Source organism: Spirosoma aureum (assembly GCF_011604685.1).
GTDB classification, from domain to species: domain Bacteria; phylum Bacteroidota; class Bacteroidia; order Cytophagales; family Spirosomataceae; genus Spirosoma; species Spirosoma aureum.
Genome location: NZ_CP050063.1, coordinates 555,700 through 577,205, shown reverse-complemented (window position 1 = coordinate 577,205; position 21,506 = coordinate 555,700). Strand labels below are relative to the sequence as shown.

Here is a 21,506-nt window from a genome sequence, read left to right as displayed (position 1 = left end):
ACTAAGAAAACCACCGCTTCGCAACGGGGCCGGTGGGTATGTCTATATGGGCGCTGACGCCCTGACCAGGTTGTGTTTGCCAAAGGATTTTCCCGTTCAAAATAGCGACCCTCGACTCTATACTACCAAGCCCAAGGCCAGACCCACTGCGCTTTATCTGCTCATAATCAAACCCTTGCCCATCATCGGAGTAGATCAGAAATAGCCGGTCTTTCTGACCCTGAATAAATAGATCGATCTGGTGCGCGTTCGCATGTTTAAGCGAATTGCTCACCAGTTCCTGCGTTATTCGGTATAACATCACTTCTATATCCACCGGAAGGCGGGCTATTGTCCGTAAATCCGGGTTAGCCGGATTGTCTGCTAACTCTGTTCCGTCTGCGGCCGACTCACCCGGTGCATTCGTCAAAATCAGGTGCATTGCGATTGTGCCGGTTGCGTTAATGCGCGAGAACAGTTCCTCTACAGCAGCAACGTAACCATATCGCTCCAGCGTTTGCGGATTTAATTTCCGAAGTAGATTACGCACATCACTTATCGTGCTGTTAATCAGCGTAAAAATGTTATTCTTCAGAACCTGCACGCCTGCCGTATTCACAACATTCGCGTGCGTTGCCGGTTGAGATGTTTCAACGGAGGCTTCATTGATGTACTGGATCAACCGGGTTGTATAGAGTTTTAGGGTTGCAAGACGAGTTCCGATCTCATCGTGCAGATCCCGGGCAATGTCTTTCTTAACCTGCTCCTGAATTTCATACGCCAGCCGTAACCGATCCGTCTCCTGCTGGCGTATGCCATTTTCACGCTGTCGAATCCAGCCAAAGGTTACCAGGACAAGCATTAATGCGATCAGTATGTAGAACGCCGGTGTTTTCCAGAAAGGCGGCTGAATATGAATCGCCAGTTTTTTAATCCGGCTACTCCAGTGCCCATCCCGATTGGCGGCTTTGACCTGAAAAATATAGTCACCCGATGGCAGATTGGCATAGCGAACGTAGTTTTTTTCGCCCGCTGATACCCATTGTTCATCATAATTCATTAACTGGTACTGGTATGAATTATGACCATTACTAAAGTAGTCCAGAGCAGCAAACTCCATCGATAGAGTGTTCTGATCATGGGCTAGTTCAATCCGGTCAATTTCACCAACGTAGCGGTCTGACAGCAGTGAATCTTCATTAACATTGAACGAGTAAATATGGACATTCGGGCTGAACGACGAATTGCGGTACATATCGGGACGAAACCGGTTAAACCCTTCTACACCCCCAAAAAACAATTCTCCGTTAGCCAGTCGGATAAAGGCATTGCCGTTAAATTCATTGCCCTGTAAACCATCACTTAAGGTGAAATTTTTGATGGCTCCCGTAGATGGATCAAGCCGCGAAAGACCCCGGTTTGTGCTCAGCCAGATAACATTATTAACATCGGCCAGCGAGCCATATACAAACGAATTGGCTAAACCCTGCTGGTCTGAATACAGCTTAAGTTTGCCCGTTTCAGGCTTCAAAGCAGCTAGTCCCCGATCGGTAGAGAGCCACATGGTCTGGCGCAGTGTATCGGCGCGAAAATGAAGCACCATACTCCCTTTTAAGCCCGATCGAATGAGTTTCCAGGGCGACAGCTGATGCTCTGGCAGCTGATACCAGTAATACCCGTTCAGGTAAGTACCTACCCATAACTGGCGGGTTTTGGTATCGTACCAGAGGTTAAAAATGTTCTCGCCAGCGAGATCAGGAAGTTTTGACCAGCTATGGCGAACAACATTTAGGGCATACAGACCATCTTCAGTAGCGGCAACGAGCGTACTGTCGTTAATGCTCACCAGATTACGCACATAATTGTCGGTCACCTGGCTAGCTGAGGGTTGAAACAGAATTGGCTCGAAACGATCGGTTTCCGGATGAAACGCCATAACTCCACCCTTTATACCAACCCATATGCGCCGTTTTGGATCACGATACATGCATCGCACGAGTTTATGCGTTGGCAAATTGTATTCGCTCGCATCGGTGAAGTAGCGTTTAATAACATGATTTGTGCGTGGGTCAAGTACGTTAATTCCCTCTTCCGTTGAGATCCAGAGTCGATCAAAACGTTCTTCCATAAAGCCCCGAACCGTGTAGTTGCTCAATTTTAGTTCGGCAGGCATATTATCTGTCGACTGGCGTTTGCTCATGCCCCCAAACAAAAAAGCATTGGGTATGATACGGGTCAATCCGTCCGGATCGACATTAGCCCAGATAATGCCCAGATTATCCGAATAAACTTTACGAATCTCAAACTCGCTCAGTTGCCGGGTATTGCCCGTCACATCGTTGACCTGACCAAACAACCGCGACCGCTTATCGAAATACAATACCCCATTGCGTTGCGTACCCAGCCAGAGACGACCAAGCTGACCGGGAGCAATACTATAGATGGCACTGAGGGGCTGGTTGCCAAAACGATCGTATACCAGCGCCGTTTGATGCCGATAATCGAACCGGATCAATCCTGTATTTGTCCCAATCCAGGCAATGTTGTCAGGATCAATAAAAAAGGAAAAAACAGTTTGTGGAGAGCCAAACTGATTGTCGGGCCGGCTACTAAAATAGTGGAAAAATGTTCGATCATGGAGGTTATACCGTATCAGACCTTGCGGAGCATGGAGCCACACATCGCCCGCCGGGGTAAGCACAGTCGAGCTCGGGAGATCGTATTCTTTGGTTGGGTGAATGGTTGATGCCAGAATTGTCTTTCGGTGGTTTCTGTAGTCGAATCGCACTAAACCTTCGGCATCGCTCAGATAAAGCAATTCCGTTTTATCGACAAAAAAAGGCAGTGTACGGCTATTTATCGGCTGGTGCTGGGCGTCGGTTGCCAAAAAGCAGTCGAAGCGATCATGTTGGCGATCATACCGATTTAATCCTTCTTCGGTGCCAACCCATAAATTACCATCAGGGTCTTCGATAATACCAAAAATATTGACCCCCCGAATTGCCCCAGAGCGATGGACTCCCCGCTCACCTACTGAAGGGCGATAGGTGCGAAATTGATGACCATCGTAGCGATTAAGGCCATCCTGTGTCCCGAACCACAGGAAACTACGGCTGTCTTTCAGCATGTAATAGACTGAGCCCTGCGTTAATCCGTCATTAACGCTGATATGGTCAATCTGAAAGTTCGGCGTGGTTGGTTTGGTCAGATAATTTATCTGCGCCCAGGCATACTGACTTAACATACTCCAAAGGAGCACCAGATAAGCGGCTCGATGAAGTACCTGTCGAATCATTAATAATAAAGAGGTTAAGATAAGCAACTGTAAATGAGTTAAGTATTTACCTATTTTCCAAGTGATTTGGTAGTTTAGACTGATTTAACCATACGCTCCTTCATCGCTAGCCAACTCCATAGTCTCCTAAAAAATCGATTGGACTCACTAGTCTTGTTGATAACAGGATTGCCCCTTGTATTTTCGGTATTCCGAACCGTTATTCGTAGGAAGTTGCCGTTAAAATTCATCAACTGCTCATAACCCATGCGTTATATTCACCTCATTCGATTATCGCTTATGCTTAGCTCTTCTGCGGCTCTGGCTCAGTCAGGAAGCCACAACACCAATGAACCTTTGGCTTACCCTAAAGCCCGAAAAACCGATCAGACCGATACCTACCACGGCACTACTGTTGCCGACCCTTATCGCTGGCTCGAAGACGATCGCTCTGCCGAAACCGCCGAATGGGTAAAAGCGGAAAATAAAGTTACATTCGACTATTTGTCGCAAATTCCGTACAGACAGCAACTTCAAAATCGACTTGAGCAGATTTATAACTATCCTAAATACTCTGCACCAAGCCGTAAGGGCGAATGGTTCTATTTTTCGAAGAACGATGGCCTTCAAAATCAGGCAGTTCTGTATCGGCAGAAAGGTCTTGACGGAAAACCGGAATTAGTAATCGATCCCAATAAACTTTCGGCCGATGGTACTACACGACTAGGCGCATTTTCGCTCTCGAAAGATGGTAAATACGCCGTCGTTGGCCTTTCCAAAGGTGGCTCCGACTGGCAGGAATACCAGGTTATGGAACTGGCTACCAAGCAATATCTGTCAGATAAAATCGAATGGGTAAAAGTGTCGGGCACCGCCTGGCAGGGTGACGGATTTTATTACAGCCGCTACCCTAAACCCGAAGGCAGTGCACTGGCCGCCAAGAACGAAAATCACCAGGTTTTCTACCATAAACTAAACACGCCCCAAAGCGCCGATCGGTTGGTTTATGAAGATCCTCAACATCCTCAGCGATTCCACATTGCCAGTACTACCGACGATGAGCGGTTCCTGTTGCTCAGTGTGAGTGATCGGGGCAAGGGAAAAGACGGAAATGCGTTGTTTTTCATGGATGCCAAAATCGATCAGAAATCGTTTTCGCCCGTTGTAGAAGACGTGACCGACTTCAGTTATGGCGTGGTCGACAACGATGGGGATCGGCTGTTGATTCTGACCAATGAGAAAGCGCCCAATAGTAAAGTCATTGCCTACGACACAAAAAAGAAGGCTTTTTCGACGCTTATTGCGGAGAAACCAGAACCTATTGCCGAGAATAGCGTCAGCGCAGCCGGCGGCAAATTATTTGTCGAATACTCGAAGGATGTTACCTCAAACGTAGAGGTGTTTGACTATACCGGAAAGCGGGAAAGCGATATTCAACTCCCAGCCATCGGTTCGGCAGGCGGATTTGGTGGCGAGAAAGACGATAAGTTTGTATTCTACACATTCACATCTTTTACGTTTCCGCCAACGATCTACCGGTACGATATTGCCACCCGTAAAAGCACGATTTTCCGGGCTCCCGAAGTAGATTTTAAGCCAACAGACTACGAAACCAAGCAGGTTTTCTACACCAGTAAAGACGGAACCAAAGTGCCCATGTTCCTCACCTATCGTAAGGGGTTGAAGCTGGATGGCACGAACCCAACACTTCTGTATGGCTATGGCGGATTCAATATTAGCCTACCCCCGGCATTTAGTCCGCTACGAATTCCCTTCCTGGAGCAAGGTGGTGTTTATGCCCAGGCAAACTTACGCGGTGGTAGCGAGTATGGAGAGAAATGGCACGAGCAGGGCATGAAGCTGAAAAAGCAGAATGTATTTGACGATTTCATTGCAGCCGCCGAATACCTGATTGCGCAAAAGTACACCAGCCCGGCTAAACTGGCTGTTCAGGGTGGGTCAAATGGTGGGTTGCTTGTTGGAGCGGTTATGAATCAGCGTCCCGAACTGTTTCGGGTCGCGATTCCGCAAGTGGGCGTCATGGATATGCTCCGATTCCACAAATTCACGATTGGCTGGAACTGGATTGCCGATTACGGTAGCAGCGATAATGCCGATGAGTTTAAGGCCTTGTATGCCTACTCACCAATTCATAATCTGAAAACGGGTGTCGCTTATCCGGCTACCCTTATCACAACTGCCGACCACGACGACCGGGTTGTACCGGCACACTCGTTTAAGTATGCAGCCACCATACAGGAGGTTTATAAAGGCCAGAATCCGGTGCTGATCCGGATTGACACTAACTCCGGGCACGGTGCCAGCAATACCAAAAAGAATATTGAGACCACGGCCGACATCTATTCGTTCATCCTCTGGAATATGGGTGTGAAGAGCCTTCGAGAAATCGCCAGTAAGTAATTCTATTCAATGAAAAAAGCCGCTCCTGAATCAGGAGCGGCTTTTTTCATTGAATGATGAATATCCTTAGAATTTAAGGGTAAGCCCTAATTTAAGGGTAGCAAGACTAGAACCCAGTTCAGCAAAAGCACCTAATTTTTCGCTGAAAAAGTAACGACCACCAATGTGAATAGGCACATACACCGTTCCATAATTGTCGAAACCAGCACCACCATAGGAAAAAGAAAAGTAGGAAAGCCCTAAACCTGCATACAAATCCGCTTTATCGGTACTCAGGTTAAGCAGTTCATTGAAGTGGTAGGAACCACGAGCTCCAATATCAAATGAGCTGTAATTGTAAGTAGCTACGCTTCCATAGCTTCTATAACCAATCACACCACCTACGGTAATATTAGGCGCTACACCAAAATCGGCAGCTGCATTAAGACCGATGCCACCACCACCTGAGTAGTAGCCATAGCCACCTACACCAATACCGAGGTTTATGAACTTAGTACCTTTGTCAATCGCCATTTGCGCAAATGACTGTGTGCCCGCGAGAAGGGCTATAACTAGCAAAATCGAAAAGTGAATTTTTTTCATGTGGTAAACTGATTTATGTAAAACTGGGAACAAATTAAGGTATATTCGTTTCGCTTCGCAAATTCCCTTGTTTAGGCTCTTATTAATCGGTAAGAGTAACAGATTCTCTACCACAAATCAGCAAATACCAGCTTTTGGTAAACAAGCTGTAAATCAGCCCCTTATAAATACATTTTCAAAAAATAGTTACGATTTCTCATTAACGTATCGACGAAAGACCATCGATACGTTTGAGTGATCGGTAAGGCAGAAAATACTGCGTATCAGCTACTTTTCACTCTATTAAATTTATAGGATAAAACTAATAAAGCGTTAAATTCATGCCTTTGTCAACATCGACCTTAAGTACGATTGAAAGCCTGAATCCTGATCGTCAACAGGCGTTTTCTTGCGTAATTTTTATAGCGTAAACGCTCCATTTCCTGGCACAATCTGCGCATAGCTATGAATCGACCAAAGGTGATAAAAAATGGATCATCGGTTATTAAGTTGCCATTAAAAAGAAGCTAACCCACTGTTATTGAGCTTATTTTTAGTAATTTGCTTCTTTACTTGGTGGAATAAGGAAACGCCGACTCATGATGAAGTCGGCGTTTTTATTACGGCTGTCATTGCTTTCCCCTGCCTACGACTAAAGACTTTACTACTACCTACTATCCTATATTTTTTTTGCAACGACGGGTAAGCTCTCCACGTATTCATCAATAAGGCGCAAATCAACTGCTGCCCAGAGAAATCAACTATGTTATATGCACAAACACCGGCACACATTGAGGCCGGTGCTTTTTGTTGAATTCATGCGAAAAGGCTATACACACGATATCGTTATCAATTATTTTTTTAGCAACGCAACCCTTCCGCAACTTTTAACGTACTGATTTGTAGAACTCTGTATAGCAAAAGTCTCTGCTTTTTTACGAAGACACTTTTGCTCGATTCCGCGAATTACAACGATTAGAATTACATAAATCAAAGATGGGTAAATCAAAACGCCCGGTCGCTAGAGCCGGGTTGTTTTTACTCAGGCAGAAAGGCACTAGATGAACATTAACCCGCTAACTTCCGGCATACCTCATCCAGCGCGGCTTCATCGCCAACATTACCGGGGAAAACGACATACTTAATCCCCGGAAATTTGCTCTCCCTATCCATTTGCCAGACCGGAACCCCAGGAATTACAGCTCCAAGAACCACCGCTTTTTCTGAAGAAAGCCCTTTGGATGCCAGATCACTGGAGGTAATTCCTCCTTTGGCCACAATAAATTTCGGCCGGACCGTAAGGCTTTTCATGATATTGACCAGAAAATCGGAAACCGAAGCATTGATTCGCAAACTACTTTCAGAATCAGTACCTACCGCTAACTGGCGACTGGTATGAATCACCACATTCTTTCCGGCAGAAAGCCACTCATCCGTTTGTCGGCTAATTGCTGTTGCCTCCAACTGTGGTTCTACTGATTGCAGGATCTCTGCTACATTCACTTCGATGGATTGATAGTTGCCATTTTTCAGAAGCCAGTTAAGCTGGCTGGTTGTTTTAGGAACATGCGATCCTACCACAACGAGTGCTCCATTGACAGAATTTGTGGCCTCTTTGGGGGGAGAAAAAATTTTACCGCTCTCCATACCAGCCCGGATAGGAACCAACGTTGCCGAACTGCGGTATAGAAACTTTTTCCCCGACTTCTCTGCCCATATCAAGCCCATTGCAACGACCTCCAGATCCCGGTAACTGGCAGCGTTGACAATATAAATCGACCCGTTGGCACAGGCCATCAATTTTTCCTTAACTACCTGCGGCCCACCCACCCGGATATCGTCAATTGATAGGGAGCCCACATCCGCTGCCTTTACCCGTCCTTTGGTTTTTTCTTCTACCCATAGTTTCAAATCAGCGTGCTTGTATCCAAACACCACATCGTGAGCGAAAGGTGTATCCGACACGGGTACTAACTCCTGATTTTCAACTAGGTAATGCACATCACCAATCGTAAATCGCCCGCCTTCAATAAAGGCTGGCACCAATACGATTGTAGCCTCTGTCATGTCCAGCATGCTGGCGATAGAATCCACTTCAGCCGGGAAATGGCCTCTCAATGTAGAATCACTTCGGCTGATAACGACAATCTCCCGTCCGCTAGCGTTAACAGCTTCTTTTAAGTTATAGCCAATTTCGTGCGCAAGTTCAACCGCTTCCTTCTCGGGCAAGCTGCGCGAATTGGTGAGAATAAACAAAATTGGCGGTTTCCTTTTCAATTCTTCTGCAATCAGTCCTACACGCCACGACGTAAGCACGGTTACATCATGAGACGTTTGTGTACCGGTAGGATCATCGTCGAGCACCACAATGGTTTTACCACTCGCACTAAACTCTTCGCGAATGGATGCGAGCATCTCCTCCTTATAATCGGGAGGTAACTGGCCCATTTTCTGACTTATAGACACATACATTTTTCGAGCTTTTATGCATTCCTTGCGTCTGAAAGCAGCTGAAAAAGACGCGTTGAATTTCGGATTTTACAGTAATTAATAGGAGGTTTTCGGTTAAACCTACTTTCTATGGATTTAAATCTATGCAACTAATTATAACGGGTGGAGCAGGCTTTCTGGGCCAACGACTGGCGAAAGCACTCTTAAACAGTTCATTCATCTTTGATGAGTTACTTCTGGTCGATATAGTGATGCCAGCTAATCCTGGCAATGACACCAGGATCACTTGTCAACAAGCCGACCTTTCGGAAGGCGATGAAGCCCAAAACCTGATCACAGCTAAAACCGGAATCATTTTCCATCTTGCTGCCGTGGTAAGCAGTCATGCAGAAAAAGACTTCGATCTGGGCTGGAAAGTAAATCTCGATATTACCCGGCAGCTCCTGGAGGCATGCCGTCATCAACGTCAGGGTATTCGGTTTGTGTTTGCCAGTTCCCTTGCCGTATATGGGGGTTCGTTGCCAGCTATCGTCAATGAAGCAACCGTGGTGACCCCTCATTCGTCTTATGGCGCCCAAAAGGCCATTGGGGAACTGCTGATTAATGACTATACCCGTAAAAACTTTGTGGACGGGCGGGTATTGCGTTTACCAACCATTTGCGTTCGGCCCGGCCGGCCTAATCTGGCAGCTTCCTCGTTTGTCAGCAGCATCATTCGGGAGCCCATTAACGGCGAAGAGGCTATTTGTCCCGTAGCGCCTGAGCTTCCTGTTTTAGTGTCGAGTCCTGATACGATCATTCAGAATATTATCAAAGGAGCATCTCTGGATGGGGCCGTTTTTGGAGGATGGCGCACGGTAAACCTGCCGGGAATTAGTGTAACCGTACAACAGATGCTGGAATCGCTTGAGCGCGTTACGGATAAAGAAACGCTGGCCAGGGTCCAATTCAAGCCTGATCCGGCTATCAATGCAATCGTACTCAGCTGGCCTACGGTAATGGACAATACCAGGGCGCTGGAGCTTGGGTTCGCGATAGACAGCCATTTTGATCAGTTTATCACTCAATTCATCGCTCAGAACAATGCGTAGCTAATGTCCAATCTTTCTGTTCCCATTATTGGGCTAACCATTGCCGCTTTTGTCCTTATTTTTCCGGTAATCCGTCGGCAATAAACTACCGGCTTTTCATGACCGGAAACTGAACCGCTTTTGAAAAATTTTGTGTACAGGAATCCACTTTATTCAGCCAGTAACGAACCCAATTTTGTTCAAACTTATTACCGTTTATCCCCAAACCTGTCCGCTGGTACTAAATGCATGGCTGCCATGCAACATCAGGCTGGTTTACAGCTTCTTTATTTCGGAAGCCTGTAGGTTTCTTCTCATAAAGGTTATAGGAAACGTCAGCTTTGCTAGAGCTGACGTTTTTTGCGAATTATCTATATTGTAGGACTTTCGCTCCGAGGTGTACCACCACAGATCAATAGCTTAGAGGCCATCCTGTAGAACCTTTAGTATGGCCATATTTCATTTACGAATAATAACGCAGGTACAACTCCTGTAGCCTATCTCGTGTGCGTTTTAAGCGCATCTTCACGGCACTCTCCGAAATGTTATATTGATGACTTATCTCTTTAATGGATAATCCCTGCTCATGTTTCAGACGCAGTAATTTCACTTCCTCAGCTGATAATTCACTCATTACCCCTTCCAGCAATTGGAGTTGATTATCTACTGATTCGGGAGAGTCAGGTTCCGATACACCATTAATAACATCATCCGATAATGTTTCGGTGCTGAGTCGCTTATTTAAGCGGAGCTGATCCAGGCAATAATGGTGCGAAACCGAATATAGCCAGGTCGAAAATGTCGACCGGTTCTGAAAGGTATCTAGCTTATTAAATACTTTGATGAAAATGTCCTGTGTGTAGTCCTGGGCCGATTCGGAATCTTTAGTAATAGACAGGCATTTTTGATAGACTTTGCCGACGTATCGACTATAAAGCATCTCAAAGGAATCATCTGAACTGGTATCCTGGTAATGTTTTACCAGTTGCTCATCGGCTAGTTTAGCCTTTCTCATAAGAAGTGCGTAAATAACTTTTCAAGTATGGGTACGTATAGTTTACGATAACAAATATAACCTGGATTTATTAAGTCAAATGGTGGTTACACATCAAAATGTGTTTATACACCTATTGTAAGTACATTATATACGATTATTGTTTTAACTATTTATTAATAAAGTATCATAAAGTATTAGCAAAGTACTTTTATGTTTCCAGAAAGAATAAAAATCAGTTTTTAAAAAAATTAAGAATCAAGTATTTAAATTTATTAATCGGTAGTTTTATTAAGCTATATATCAAGTTGATAGATAGGCTATGTCCCTTCAATGTCAACAAGGAGACCCAGCGTAACTAAGTATAAGCAACCATTTCTGGGCAATACCCGTATTGAGTTAAATTCTGTACTTTAGCTATAATTAATTCAACCATTTAAAGATACCCATTCAGGCCCAGGTATAGTTTACAAAAGATATGAAAGGAAAACCTGTTTGGATGTTGGTCTTTTCCATAGCACTTATCACTATAAGTGCTATGGGGCAAAATCTTATTCCAAATGGAAGTTTTGAAAGCTATAGAAACTGCCCTCGCCAGGACAACCTTCTTTCCGAAGCAATACCCTGGTATAATCCTACCAGAGCAACCCCTGATTTTTATCATGAGTGTTTTCAGACTGGACAGATGGCCTTGCCACCTCATACAGGAAAAGGATTAGGGCATCTGTTTTTAGATCGGGGCTGGTCTGAATACATGTCGGTACCTCTCCTGAAGCCATTAATAGCCAATGAGTGTTATTACTTTGAGATGTACATTGCCCTGGAAACACCGAGTAAGTTTCTTACCCAGACGCTCGGCGCTTATTTTTCTGCTCAGCCTATTCAAACGGCAACAACCGATTTACTCAGCGTCAATCCGCAATTTATTGATAGTCATCTCACAACCAGCACCCCAGCCTTGAAGTGGCAGCAAGTATCAGGCACTATCAGCGCGCGAGGAGGAGAACAATATGCAACCATTGGAAGCTTCTACAAAGAACCGCCTTTATTAGGCTTTTATTACCTTTTCGTTGATGATATTCTACTTGTACCGATCAAGCTTGATTTAGGCAGGGATACAACTTTATGCGGTAAAAACAGTACCTATCGGCTTAATGCGCAAACGCCCGGTGCTACCGATTATCTTTGGAATGACGGCAGCACCCAGCCTACACTGCTGGTAAAAAAGCCAGGAACCTACTTCGTTAAAGTAACGACCGCCTGTAAAATTCTGCACGATACAATTTCGATTGACTATGCTCTTGATTTTGATCTGGGCCCCGATACTACCCTATGCAATGGCCAAACGCTTACGCTGAAAGTCCCCCCGCATTTAGCTTCCAGGGATTACTGGCAGGATGGGTCTTCGCAAAATACATTTCTGGTTACGCAGGCTGGCCAGTATAGTGTTCGGGTCACACAGGCGAACTGCATCGTTACGGATAGCATCCGGGTTCGCTACATTGAGCCACCACAGCTAGATTTAGGAGCAGACAAAGAGCTATGTGGCGCTCAGCAGTTCACAATTAAACCCATTGCCGTTAACGGTCAATTTGCCTGGAAAGACCAATTTCTAACGCCGGAAAGGACCGTAAATAGCTCTGGAGTCTTTTTCGCAACCGTTCAGAATGAATGTGCGACGGTTACAGACTCTATCGAGATCTCCTACGGTGCCTGCGACTGTGTTTTATACACACCTGATTTGTTTACACCCAATGGAGACGGATTGAACGATGTTTTTTTAGCGTATAGTTGTGGCGATATTACGATCAACTCGCTCTCTATCTTTAATCGGTGGGGTGAGCTAATTTATACAACCAGCCAGGCACCTTTTCAGTGGGATGGTTACTTCAACGGTGCCGTTTGCCAGATAGGGGTATATACGTGGCGAATTCAATACCAATTGAGCCAGCATCATGTTGTGAAACCCGGGCAAAAACAAGGATCAATTAGTCTGCTTCGTTAAGCGCTCTAAAAGAGCAAGTTTGCGAAAAATCAGTCAAGTTCCCTCATCGATTGTAACCACTTTTTTTATAATTATAATCTATCGGTCAATTAAGATACCACTACTTGGCAGAAGCGGTACGGTTAACTATTTTGCGGTTAGCTTATCTTTCTTCACACATTCTGTCAACACTTCATGTAACACCTTTACGGTAGCATCTTCGCCAACTACTCGTCTGGAGGTGAATAGTGGAACGAACCATGAATCAGGCGTACGTTTAAGCCGAATGACCACCGACAGCCCAATTCAATTAACGACAACCGAGAAGGTCTTAACTGTTAACAGGACAGATTATATTGCCTCAGGCCGGGCGGTTCTCCGTAAAGACCGAGGCCGACAGGTCGGATAAAGTCTTTGCTGCCGATTAAAAGTCAAAGTCGTTAAATGAAGTCGCACACTCTATTCACCGGCACAAGCACTTGCCCGGAGTTCCATCGGCCGAACAAGCCTTTAAGCAGGGCGTCGACGTCGGTAAGATGCAGCCACGTTATTAGAAAAAGTAGAAGAATTGACTTTATATAGCATTCGATTGAAAAAATCACTCAACAGCAGCAGGCGGAGATCCGCCAACTAAAACAGTTGGTCACGCAATTAGCTAAAAAGAGATAAAACACTGAATTGACTACACTTCACACTAGTTGACAGCCCATACAGCTCGTGTCGATTTAACTACTTTGGCTATAAGCGTATATACCTATGTGTTGTGGCACATAAATATCTTATGGGTAAACTAAAATTAATGCAAGCCGTTAATTATCAAATATATATACAAATCAAACCCTATTGACGTCTGGGCCTTTTGAATTTTCCGGCTCGAGTCGTAACGTGATTTTAGGGCCTGGCATTAAGGGGCCTAATCAGCACCAGTAAAAACAGATTAGGCCTTGTACTTGTGGTCAAAAAAGCCATTAACAGGTAAAAGATTAGCTATCGTATAGGTCAATGATTTTCTGGATTTGCTGAATGAAAATAGCTATTTTAATCAAAAACGTATAGGACTACCCGTTAATTTAGACTAATTAAATAATTATACATTTTTAGTATGTAGATACATTTCTTCGTCAGTGTAGAAAATACTCCTCAGATCCCAAATATACAATCCGTCACCGATACATATAAACCATGGATAAAACATGGATTTTATACTATATACGTACTAATTAATGGGGCTGGATTGGCTTTTCGCAACATTTTCCATGTGTTTGTAAATGGAATTGGCGGAGACAGGCACACTTGAGTAAAAACCACTGGCAAACATTTTGTGTATCAAATTTTATCCAGCCTACCTTCTCTACTCATAGAGAAACGAGTTAAGCCTCAACTATTAACTGTTTTATGCGACAGAGACTGCTTATTGTGGGTGTAGCTATAAGCTTCACCATATGTCTGTTTGGGTACTTTTCAGCACTAGCGAAACTCGTAAGCTATTGCAATACAACATTATACACGTCCGAGCACATTGAAGCACTGCTGAAAACAAGCGCTGTCTTAGTTTACACCTACGCTGGATTTGACTTTTTCAAAAAAAGACTTGCTCAGTAATCGATACAATTACTGGTCAATAAGTTAGCATGAACGTTGGCAATAGGCTTGTCCATGAGCAGCTTATTCTCCATGCGTTTCCCACAAGCGTGAATCTTATTATTAGTTAATAGTACTCAATTTCCTATCATTCACTACCATCCATGAATAAGCCAGCACACCAAACCGATCAGACAATTAAAATTCCGGGAGTCGTTAAGCCAATCCCTATTGGACTTATAACGCATTGCAAAGGTTATGGTAACTATACCTTAATCTATCGCCTTGGAGAAAAGTATCCCATTGTTTCCAGCTGGACGCTGAAGCTGTTTGAAAAGCAATTACCCAGCTTTCTAAGAGCCAATAAATCCACCTTGATCAATCATCGTCATATTATGTCAATAGAAAGACTCGATGGTCGGTCATTGGAATTTATGTTAGCCAATGAAGCGCCCGTAATGGTTGCCCGTCGACGGGTGCAGGGCATTCGAGCGAAACTGGCGCAGCTTCAAAACCAGAAGGAAAGTGCGGCATCGTTTGCCCGATTGGCTTGATTTTAATTACCAAATCCTTCAACGAGTAACCTTTTAATCCAATTAACCCAACTCTATGAAACACTTCTTCTATTTACGATCAAGCTACTGGCTTGCTTTATTGGTTTGCTCCATTTCGATCGGCTCATGGGCACAGTCAGGACCTTTTAAAGGGGCCAATACAATTGTCTTATCTACGAATCTGGCGGATAAGGATGCCTACCAAAGCATCACTGAAGTGCTGCGGTCACAGCATATTTCCTTTACCGCCGACGGGGATGTTTTGTTAATGCGTTCGGAGAGCAATTCAACACTGGCTGGCAAAGGATATGTATTTAAAGGGCAGTTGTCGGTTAATACAGGAATTGTAAAACTGACCGGTCGGATGCTGGATACTAGTTACGAAGGAAACGAATCAGTTTCAGAAAAAAGCGTTCTCATTTCTTACACTAAAGGCCATGCATCTCTACAGCGAATGGGCTTTTTGTATATGGACGATCTTGCCAGAAAATTACAATTAGCCCTACAGGGGGCAATTATGTATAAATATCAAAAAGATCCAATATAGTTGTTCAGGAACGGTTGTGGCTTCCCCTTGTTTTACGTTTGTCCCACCTCGTAACAAATGGCAATAATCAACTATAATAGTTTTATAGGTTGACAGCATACCTTATCTGCTTCAGCTAGTGCCTTCTTATAGCACTTTCCAGAGTTATCCACAGTCTACTCGCTTTATGTGGATAACTCTGGAAAAATGAGCCTGAGTCTTTGTGACATCATTAATTAAAATTGATATTTTTATTTGGCAATGAGCGAGTTATGCCTATTATTGTGGCATAATTATTGCCTATTCTATAGAGTTGGATATAAATCATGAAAACTTTTCTCATCCCTGTTCGGCTACTGGCTGGACAGGGATTTTTAGTTCTGCAACTAGGCTTTAGTTAGGGGTACCACCCTGCCACGGTTCGAGCAGGAAATCCGCCAGGTCAGCACCAGCCATTTTTTCATCATCAGTGGCATTGTCCTCCAGATAGGTGGATACGGTAATGTGAAAGCCCTGAGCCAGGAGTTCACCCGCAACCCGGTTCCAACGCTCAAAGGCACTCCCGTCTGGCGAGAGGTCAGGAAATAACTCTATTTTTCGGCCGCGTAAGGGTGCCAGCCGCTCTGCATTTAGATAGGATAACGCTCCAACAGCCAGCCAGACAAAGCCGGGGAAATAGGGTGTACAGATTACAGCCGTTTTTGGTGCTTCGACAATCGCTACCGGCTGATGAAGGGGTGCTGTCAGCAGTTGCGGTAAGCCAAACAGGCAGGGCGACTTCTGAACCTGGTTCCGTTCATCCAGATAAGCCGTCAGCCAGGCTGGGTAAGGCCGGTTCTGCTGATCGCAGCGTCGGGCATAGGCCGAATGAACCCAGCTGGTTCGGCTGCGTTTTTCGCCCTCTTTGATGATGTATTTGACGGTATGAAACGTTTCATCAAAGAGCTTGATCTGACCACCGCGTATGCGGTTTAGCTCATCGATGAACCAGAACACACAGGCCCCCGGCCAACGGGACGACGTACCAATCTGGAACCGTTTTAGTAAATCATCGGCTACCTGATCTCCAAAATGACGACGTAAGAGCCAGGCAAACTGATTCCGTTCGTACTTCGTTAATGATTGCTCCAATACCTCTTCAGGAATGGTACAGAGTTGATTTTGAGAAGTTACCTGCGATACCGGCCGTGTTTCGGGCAGATCGAACAGGAAGGCCGCCACTCGTTCGGCCTGGTCAAGGGTAGCTCCCTGTTGCTGAATAAGCCAGGTAACAATATGCTGCTTCGATCCGCCCTCAAACTTCTTTTTAGCCGCCTGCTTAAACCAAATTTTTGGTATCGGGCTAAGGCTATTCCGGGCCTTCATCTGCTCAAAATAGGACAGCCCGGAAGCTTCTTTGTGGTAGGGGTTCAAATGATAACCACAGTTGGTTTCCCGATCGCATCGTCCATAGATATCGGGCAAGGGTTCACCGGTTAACCGATCGACATAACGGCTTAGCGTCCGACGATGCCTGGGTCCACAGGCAGGGCAATCGGACTTTATTGCTTTTGGAGGAAGGTGATATCGATACGAACGGGCATCCATCAACGTAAAACTAAGCATTTGTTTTTAGGAGACCATTCTGGCTTGAAAATAAGGTTTTCGTTGAATTGGCAGAGTTTTCTAAGCTTATTTGGCGGGCTCTTGCATCCTCCGGCAAGCTTCAGCAAATGGTGTATAAATCCGGGTACCGGTCTCATTTTATTTGCGATTGCGCCAGGTTAGATACCGGGTACTTTCTGCTGGCTGATAGCCAGTCCCGCTTCGGCATACTTGAAATCGGCAATGTCGAAGGTTGCATAGAAATGAATCTATCTACTTAACCAACCGTACTATAGAGCTGTTTTTTTAGAGCCTGAAAATTCCATATAGCGGTTAGGCTTATGCCCAAATACAGCCATTTTACAGATTATCTACAAAAAATGAATAGCTGCAGATAACCTGTGGGAAGCATACTTCGATCTTATTACGACCAGAAACTATAATATGGGGGTAATATGGACGCAAGTTGCTCCGGTATGAACAACTTCATTTTTGGTACAGTACTTAACGCCGTCTCTGATGCGATATGGCGTTTCTCATACCTGATTCGGGACAGCCTGTACCCATTCCACAGTCACAAAAAAGCCCAGCTCACAAGTAGCCGGGCTTTTTCATTCATGGGTTAGTCGATAACTCTATTGAGACGAGGGGAAATCTGGAAGTAACCAAAAAACTTCCAGCCAGATTCTACAAAAAATAAGGATGTTTGTCAAGAACAGCTTTCGTCACCAAGGTCACTTTTTGTTCAGTAACTGCTTGACCAATTGCTTCAATTCGTCGATCTCGGTTTGTTGTTTTTGGTTCACAGACTGCTGTTGCTGTTTATCCTTCTCTAGTTGAATGCTATATAGAGTTAGTTCTTCGATCTTTGCCAGTAGTCTGGCATCCATTTTGGCCGCGTCAATACCTTGTTCAACGACTTCGACGGCCGAAGGAATACCCGGTAAGTGTTGATGAAGCTGAATATAGTGTTCTACCTCACCTAGTGAGCGTAGCTCGTAATTTGCCATCAAGACGTTATCCGACCATTCGGCTACGCTCCGTATTGAGTAGTGCCCTGCCTGCGTTAGAACCAGTTTACCCGTAGCATCGACCGTGAGTAGCTTATCGTATGAAGCTAGTTGAGCGGGGCTATTGGATGTCAGCTGACTCAGGCGAACACCAGAATCATGATTCACGCTACTATTGATTTCCAGCCGGGCAGTAGGAGACGACGTTCCAATCCCTACGTTGGTTTCATTACCCAATACAACCGCATTACTGACAGCAACCTGAGCGCCCGCACCGATGGCCGTAGCATTGGTTAGGTTATGCGCGATAGCATCGGTGCCGGTGCCGATAAATGTGTTCCGGGAACCACTGTCATGGTTGCCAGTCGCATAGCCGATATACACATTATCATCTACATTACTACTTGCTGGGCCCGCTCTATTACCCACAAACGTGTTATGGCTACCCGTACTGTTAAGCTGGCCGGAAGCGGTACCAAAGAACGTATTGCCTTTACCCGTGGTCGTCATATAACCCGATCGAAAACCGACGAACGTATTGGAGTCAGCCACGGCGTTGTAGCCGGATTGAAAACCCACGAAGGTACTTAACTGGCCTGTCTGATTCGTATAGCCTGCTTTAGACCCGATAAAAATATTGTTTGAAACAAGATTGTTTAAACCCGCGGAGTCACCCATCATGACGTTGTTATGGCCTGTTTTATTCTGGTAACCGGCCAGCGTTCCCAACGCCAGATTGCTGTAACCCGTTGTGTTATTCACGCCAGAAGTGGATCCGATAAAGACATTACCTGTTCCCGTTGTATTGTTTTGGCCCGTCACATTTCCCACAAAAGTATTATTGGCGCCCGTCGTATTGGCATTTCCTGCGTTGTACCCGATAAAGGCATTATTATTTCCTGTTGTAGTACTAAAACCCGCATTGGACCCTAAAAAGGCATTTCTTTCCCCGCTTGTATTCCCATTCCCTGCCGTGAAACCAACAAATGTATTGTCACTCCCCGTTGTATTGGCCGATCCCGTCCCATACCCAATAAAGGAATTTTTAGAACCTGTTGAATTAGCCGTCCCCGAAAAGGAGCCGAAAAAGGAGTTGGCATTGCTCGATGTGTTACCCAGGCCCGCCTGATAGCCTACGAAGACATTGAAGGTGCCTGACATTGTTGCATTACCCGCCCCAGGGCCTACCAGTGTGTTTCTGGTACCAGGCGATAGTGAATTCGGACTATTAGCGACATAGTTAGTCTGGCCGCTCGTCAGCAGTGGGCTACTCAGCCCAAGCAAAAAGAGGTAGTAGAGTTTAGGCATAGGATTACGAAAAGAGAGGTTGACAAAAGAAATGCGTGGATGGCAGGATCGATGAAAGCAGCTATTCGTGTGGTCAAATTGTCATTGAATGTAATGGATTGTTGATCGACATATAGAAATATGGCACTATTACTCTGGGTATTGTGCGTAAACAACCGGTTTGTGGGTATGAATCATCAGGCTGAACGAAACGAAGCAACCTGCCTTCTATATTTGTAATCCAATGTTAGCTGAATTACCATACGTATGTTGGTCAAATGTCTTCTGATCGTAAGCCTTTTCCTGACTCTAAATCATGTACTTAGTTTCGGTCAGTCGGTTCCCAATCCTTCTGATACCAGCTACATCATGGCCCTGTTAAAAAAAGCAGAAGCGATTGAGTTACAGCAACCTATGGTGGCCCTTCGCGATTACCAGAAGGCTTCTGCATTTGCGAATAAGATCGGGTACACAAAGGGGTATTTTGAAAGTATTCGATTGATAGCCTACCTGCTCGACTTACTGGGACGCCATGATGAATCCTACAAACTGGCCGGGGATGCGCTAAAAAAAGCGTTACGGGATACGTCTGAGCAGTATCGTAGTACATGCTATTTTGCCTTGGCCCAGTCGGCTAAATCCCAGGGCAGAAACAAAGAAGCGATTAAGTTCTTCGAAAAGGCGGCTCCTTTCATGCTGGCCCATAAGAACCGCCGGAAAGCATCGGTTCTTTATCAAAATCTAGGGCTTATTTACGAAAGTGAGAGGCTCTATCCACAGGCGCTGGACTATTTCGGCCGCGCACTCAAGTACGATTTAATAGCAAAAAGTAGCGCTCTGGACCTGGCTTTGGATTATCATAGCATGGCAACCGTTTACATGAAACAAAACCAGCTGAATATGGCTTTGGGCTATTTTCGGAAATCGAAGGCGTTGCTCGATCCAACAAGTGACATGCATTTTTTGATAAGCCTGTACGGAAACATGGCGAATCTGCACAAAGAACAAGCCCACTTCGATTCATCACTTTACTACTATCAGCGGGCGCTGCAGATGAATCGTAAGTTGGACAACCCTCTTCAGGAGCTGCATTTACTAGCCGGAAAAGCAGAGACCTACAACGAAATGAAGCAGTTTAGTCTCGCAAGGCCCTTGCTCGACAAAGCGTATGGATTGGCAAAGCAACATAAGGTGGGACTATCTGAATTTCGAAATATTTACCGCGAATATGCCAATACCAGTATGGGCTTGGGTGACTATAAAGGCGCAATTCCCTGGTATGATAAGTACATGCAAACAAAGGATTCGCTCTCATCGATTGAGGCTAAAGAGCTGCTGGAAAGCTATGAACTAAAACTTCGCCAGGCAGAAGCTAAACAGAAGATAGCGGAGAAACAGCGCCGGATCGACCAGTTAGAGCAGGCAAGGCAACGTCAGAACTTATGGCTATTAATTGCGGCTTTGGCCGGGATCGTGGTCGTAATTGTTCTGGGATTTGCCTATCTATACTTTCGTCAGCGTCAGCGCACGGCCGCGAATGCCCTGCTGGCGGCCGAACGCGCTCATGCCCTGGCCGTGGCGCAATCGGAATTGCAGGGCCAGCAGAAAGAACGGCTCCGGATATCTAAAGAAATGCATGATGATCTGGGCGCATCTCTAACGGCCATTGGGCTACTGAGTGAAGTGGTTAAAACCCGGATGGGTCCCAACACCACTCCCGAAATAGAGAAAATTTCGAGCATCTCATCCGATATGGTCACCTCCATGAATGAGATCATCTGGTCGTTAAACACCAAAAACGATAACCTCAATGGCTTGATTGCTTATATCCGGTCTTATGCCAGCGAGTTTTTCGACAACACGAATTTGTTGCTACGGGCACAGGTTAACGAATCCCCCCAGGAGGTTATCATACGGGGAGGAGATCGCCGAAATATATTTTTGACCGTTAAGGAAGCACTTAATAACGTGGTCAAACATGCTCAGGCGACTCAGGTTTCACTCCTTATTCGGCCAGAAGCCAATCAGTTAGTCATTGAGGTAGTTGACAATGGGCTGGGGTTTGTTCAGAACGAGCGTACACGATTCAGAAACGGGTTGGGGAATATGCAAAATCGAATGAGCGAGTCGGGAGGCAGTTTCGCGATTGAGTCTTCGCCGGAGGGTACGTGCGTAAAAATCATGTATCCATACTGACCGGAGATAGCCGATAAAATACTACAAATGAAGT

Annotated in this window: 12 protein-coding genes; 6 read left to right on the top strand and 6 right to left on the bottom strand. The window is 45.2% G+C overall.

Going from position 1 to position 21,506, the window contains the following annotated elements; translation table 11 throughout:
• Position 1: 1 nt before the first annotated feature.
• Positions 2-3,274, bottom strand: coding sequence for a sensor histidine kinase (locus tag G8759_RS02320; protein ID WP_232074106.1), 3,273 nt, complete (start codon positions 3,272-3,274; stop codon positions 2-4).
• A 246-nt stretch (positions 3,275-3,520) separates the two neighbouring features.
• Here G8759_RS02320 and G8759_RS02315 point away from each other — a divergent pair, with 246 nt between their 5' ends.
• Entirely contained in the window at positions 3,521-5,674 is a 2,154-nt protein-coding gene (locus G8759_RS02315) for a prolyl oligopeptidase family serine peptidase (protein WP_167204841.1), read from the top strand.
• 66 nt (positions 5,675-5,740) lie between these two features.
• Here the strand turns inward: G8759_RS02315 and G8759_RS02310 are convergent, their stop codons facing one another.
• Together G8759_RS02310 and G8759_RS02305 are read right to left on the bottom strand one after the other, a co-directional pair.
• Entirely contained in the window at positions 5,741-6,256 is a 516-nt protein-coding gene (locus G8759_RS02310) for a hypothetical protein (RefSeq protein WP_167204839.1), read from the bottom strand.
• Positions 6,257-7,303: 1,047 nt separating this feature from the next.
• Positions 7,304-8,707: a four-carbon acid sugar kinase family protein gene (locus tag G8759_RS02305; RefSeq protein ID WP_167204837.1), complete on the bottom strand. Its 1,404-nt coding sequence runs from the start codon at positions 8,705-8,707 to the stop codon at positions 7,304-7,306.
• 122 nt (positions 8,708-8,829) lie between these two features.
• On the opposite strand from G8759_RS02305, the gene denD reads away from it, so the two are divergent.
• Positions 8,830-9,777: a D-erythronate dehydrogenase gene (gene denD / locus G8759_RS02300; RefSeq protein ID WP_167204835.1), complete on the top strand. Its 948-nt coding sequence runs from the start codon at positions 8,830-8,832 to the stop codon at positions 9,775-9,777.
• Between the two features lie 442 nt (positions 9,778-10,219).
• Here the strand turns inward: denD and G8759_RS02295 are convergent, their stop codons facing one another.
• The gene (locus tag G8759_RS02295; protein ID WP_167204833.1) at positions 10,220-10,771 is read right to left on the bottom strand and encodes an RNA polymerase sigma factor; all 552 of its coding nucleotides are present in this window, start codon (positions 10,769-10,771) and stop codon (positions 10,220-10,222) included.
• A 517-nt stretch (positions 10,772-11,288) separates the two neighbouring features.
• Here G8759_RS02295 and G8759_RS02290 point away from each other — a divergent pair.
• The 3 genes from G8759_RS02290 to G8759_RS02280 all read left to right on the top strand — a co-directional run bounded on the left by G8759_RS02290 (position 11,289) and on the right by G8759_RS02280 (position 15,416).
• On the top strand, positions 11,289-12,755 hold the full coding sequence (locus tag G8759_RS02290) for a gliding motility-associated C-terminal domain-containing protein (protein ID WP_232074105.1): 1,467 nt from the start codon (positions 11,289-11,291) through the stop codon (positions 12,753-12,755).
• A gap of 1,724 nt (positions 12,756-14,479) precedes the next feature.
• Positions 14,480-14,869, top strand: a complete 390-nt coding sequence (locus tag G8759_RS02285) for a LytTR family DNA-binding domain-containing protein (RefSeq protein WP_167204829.1) — start codon at positions 14,480-14,482, stop codon at positions 14,867-14,869.
• A 55-nt stretch (positions 14,870-14,924) separates the two neighbouring features.
• Positions 14,925-15,416, top strand: a complete 492-nt coding sequence (locus G8759_RS02280; protein WP_167204827.1) for a hypothetical protein — start codon at positions 14,925-14,927, stop codon at positions 15,414-15,416.
• A gap of 372 nt (positions 15,417-15,788) precedes the next feature.
• Here G8759_RS02280 and G8759_RS02275 read toward each other — a convergent pair whose 3' ends face one another.
• Together G8759_RS02275 and G8759_RS02270 are read right to left on the bottom strand one after the other, a co-directional pair.
• A complete protein-coding gene (locus tag G8759_RS02275) occupies positions 15,789-17,000 on the bottom strand; it encodes a DUF6371 domain-containing protein (RefSeq protein ID WP_232074104.1) in 1,212 nt (403 codons plus the stop codon).
• Between the two features lie 713 nt (positions 17,001-17,713).
• On the bottom strand, positions 17,714-19,297 hold the full coding sequence (locus tag G8759_RS02270) for an autotransporter outer membrane beta-barrel domain-containing protein (RefSeq protein ID WP_167204825.1): 1,584 nt from the start codon (positions 19,295-19,297) through the stop codon (positions 17,714-17,716).
• 246 nt (positions 19,298-19,543) lie between these two features.
• Here G8759_RS02270 and G8759_RS02265 point away from each other — a divergent pair, with 246 nt between their 5' ends.
• On the top strand, positions 19,544-21,472 hold the full coding sequence (locus tag G8759_RS02265; protein ID WP_167204823.1) for an ATP-binding protein: 1,929 nt from the start codon (positions 19,544-19,546) through the stop codon (positions 21,470-21,472).
• Positions 21,473-21,506: the final 34 nt, after the last annotated feature.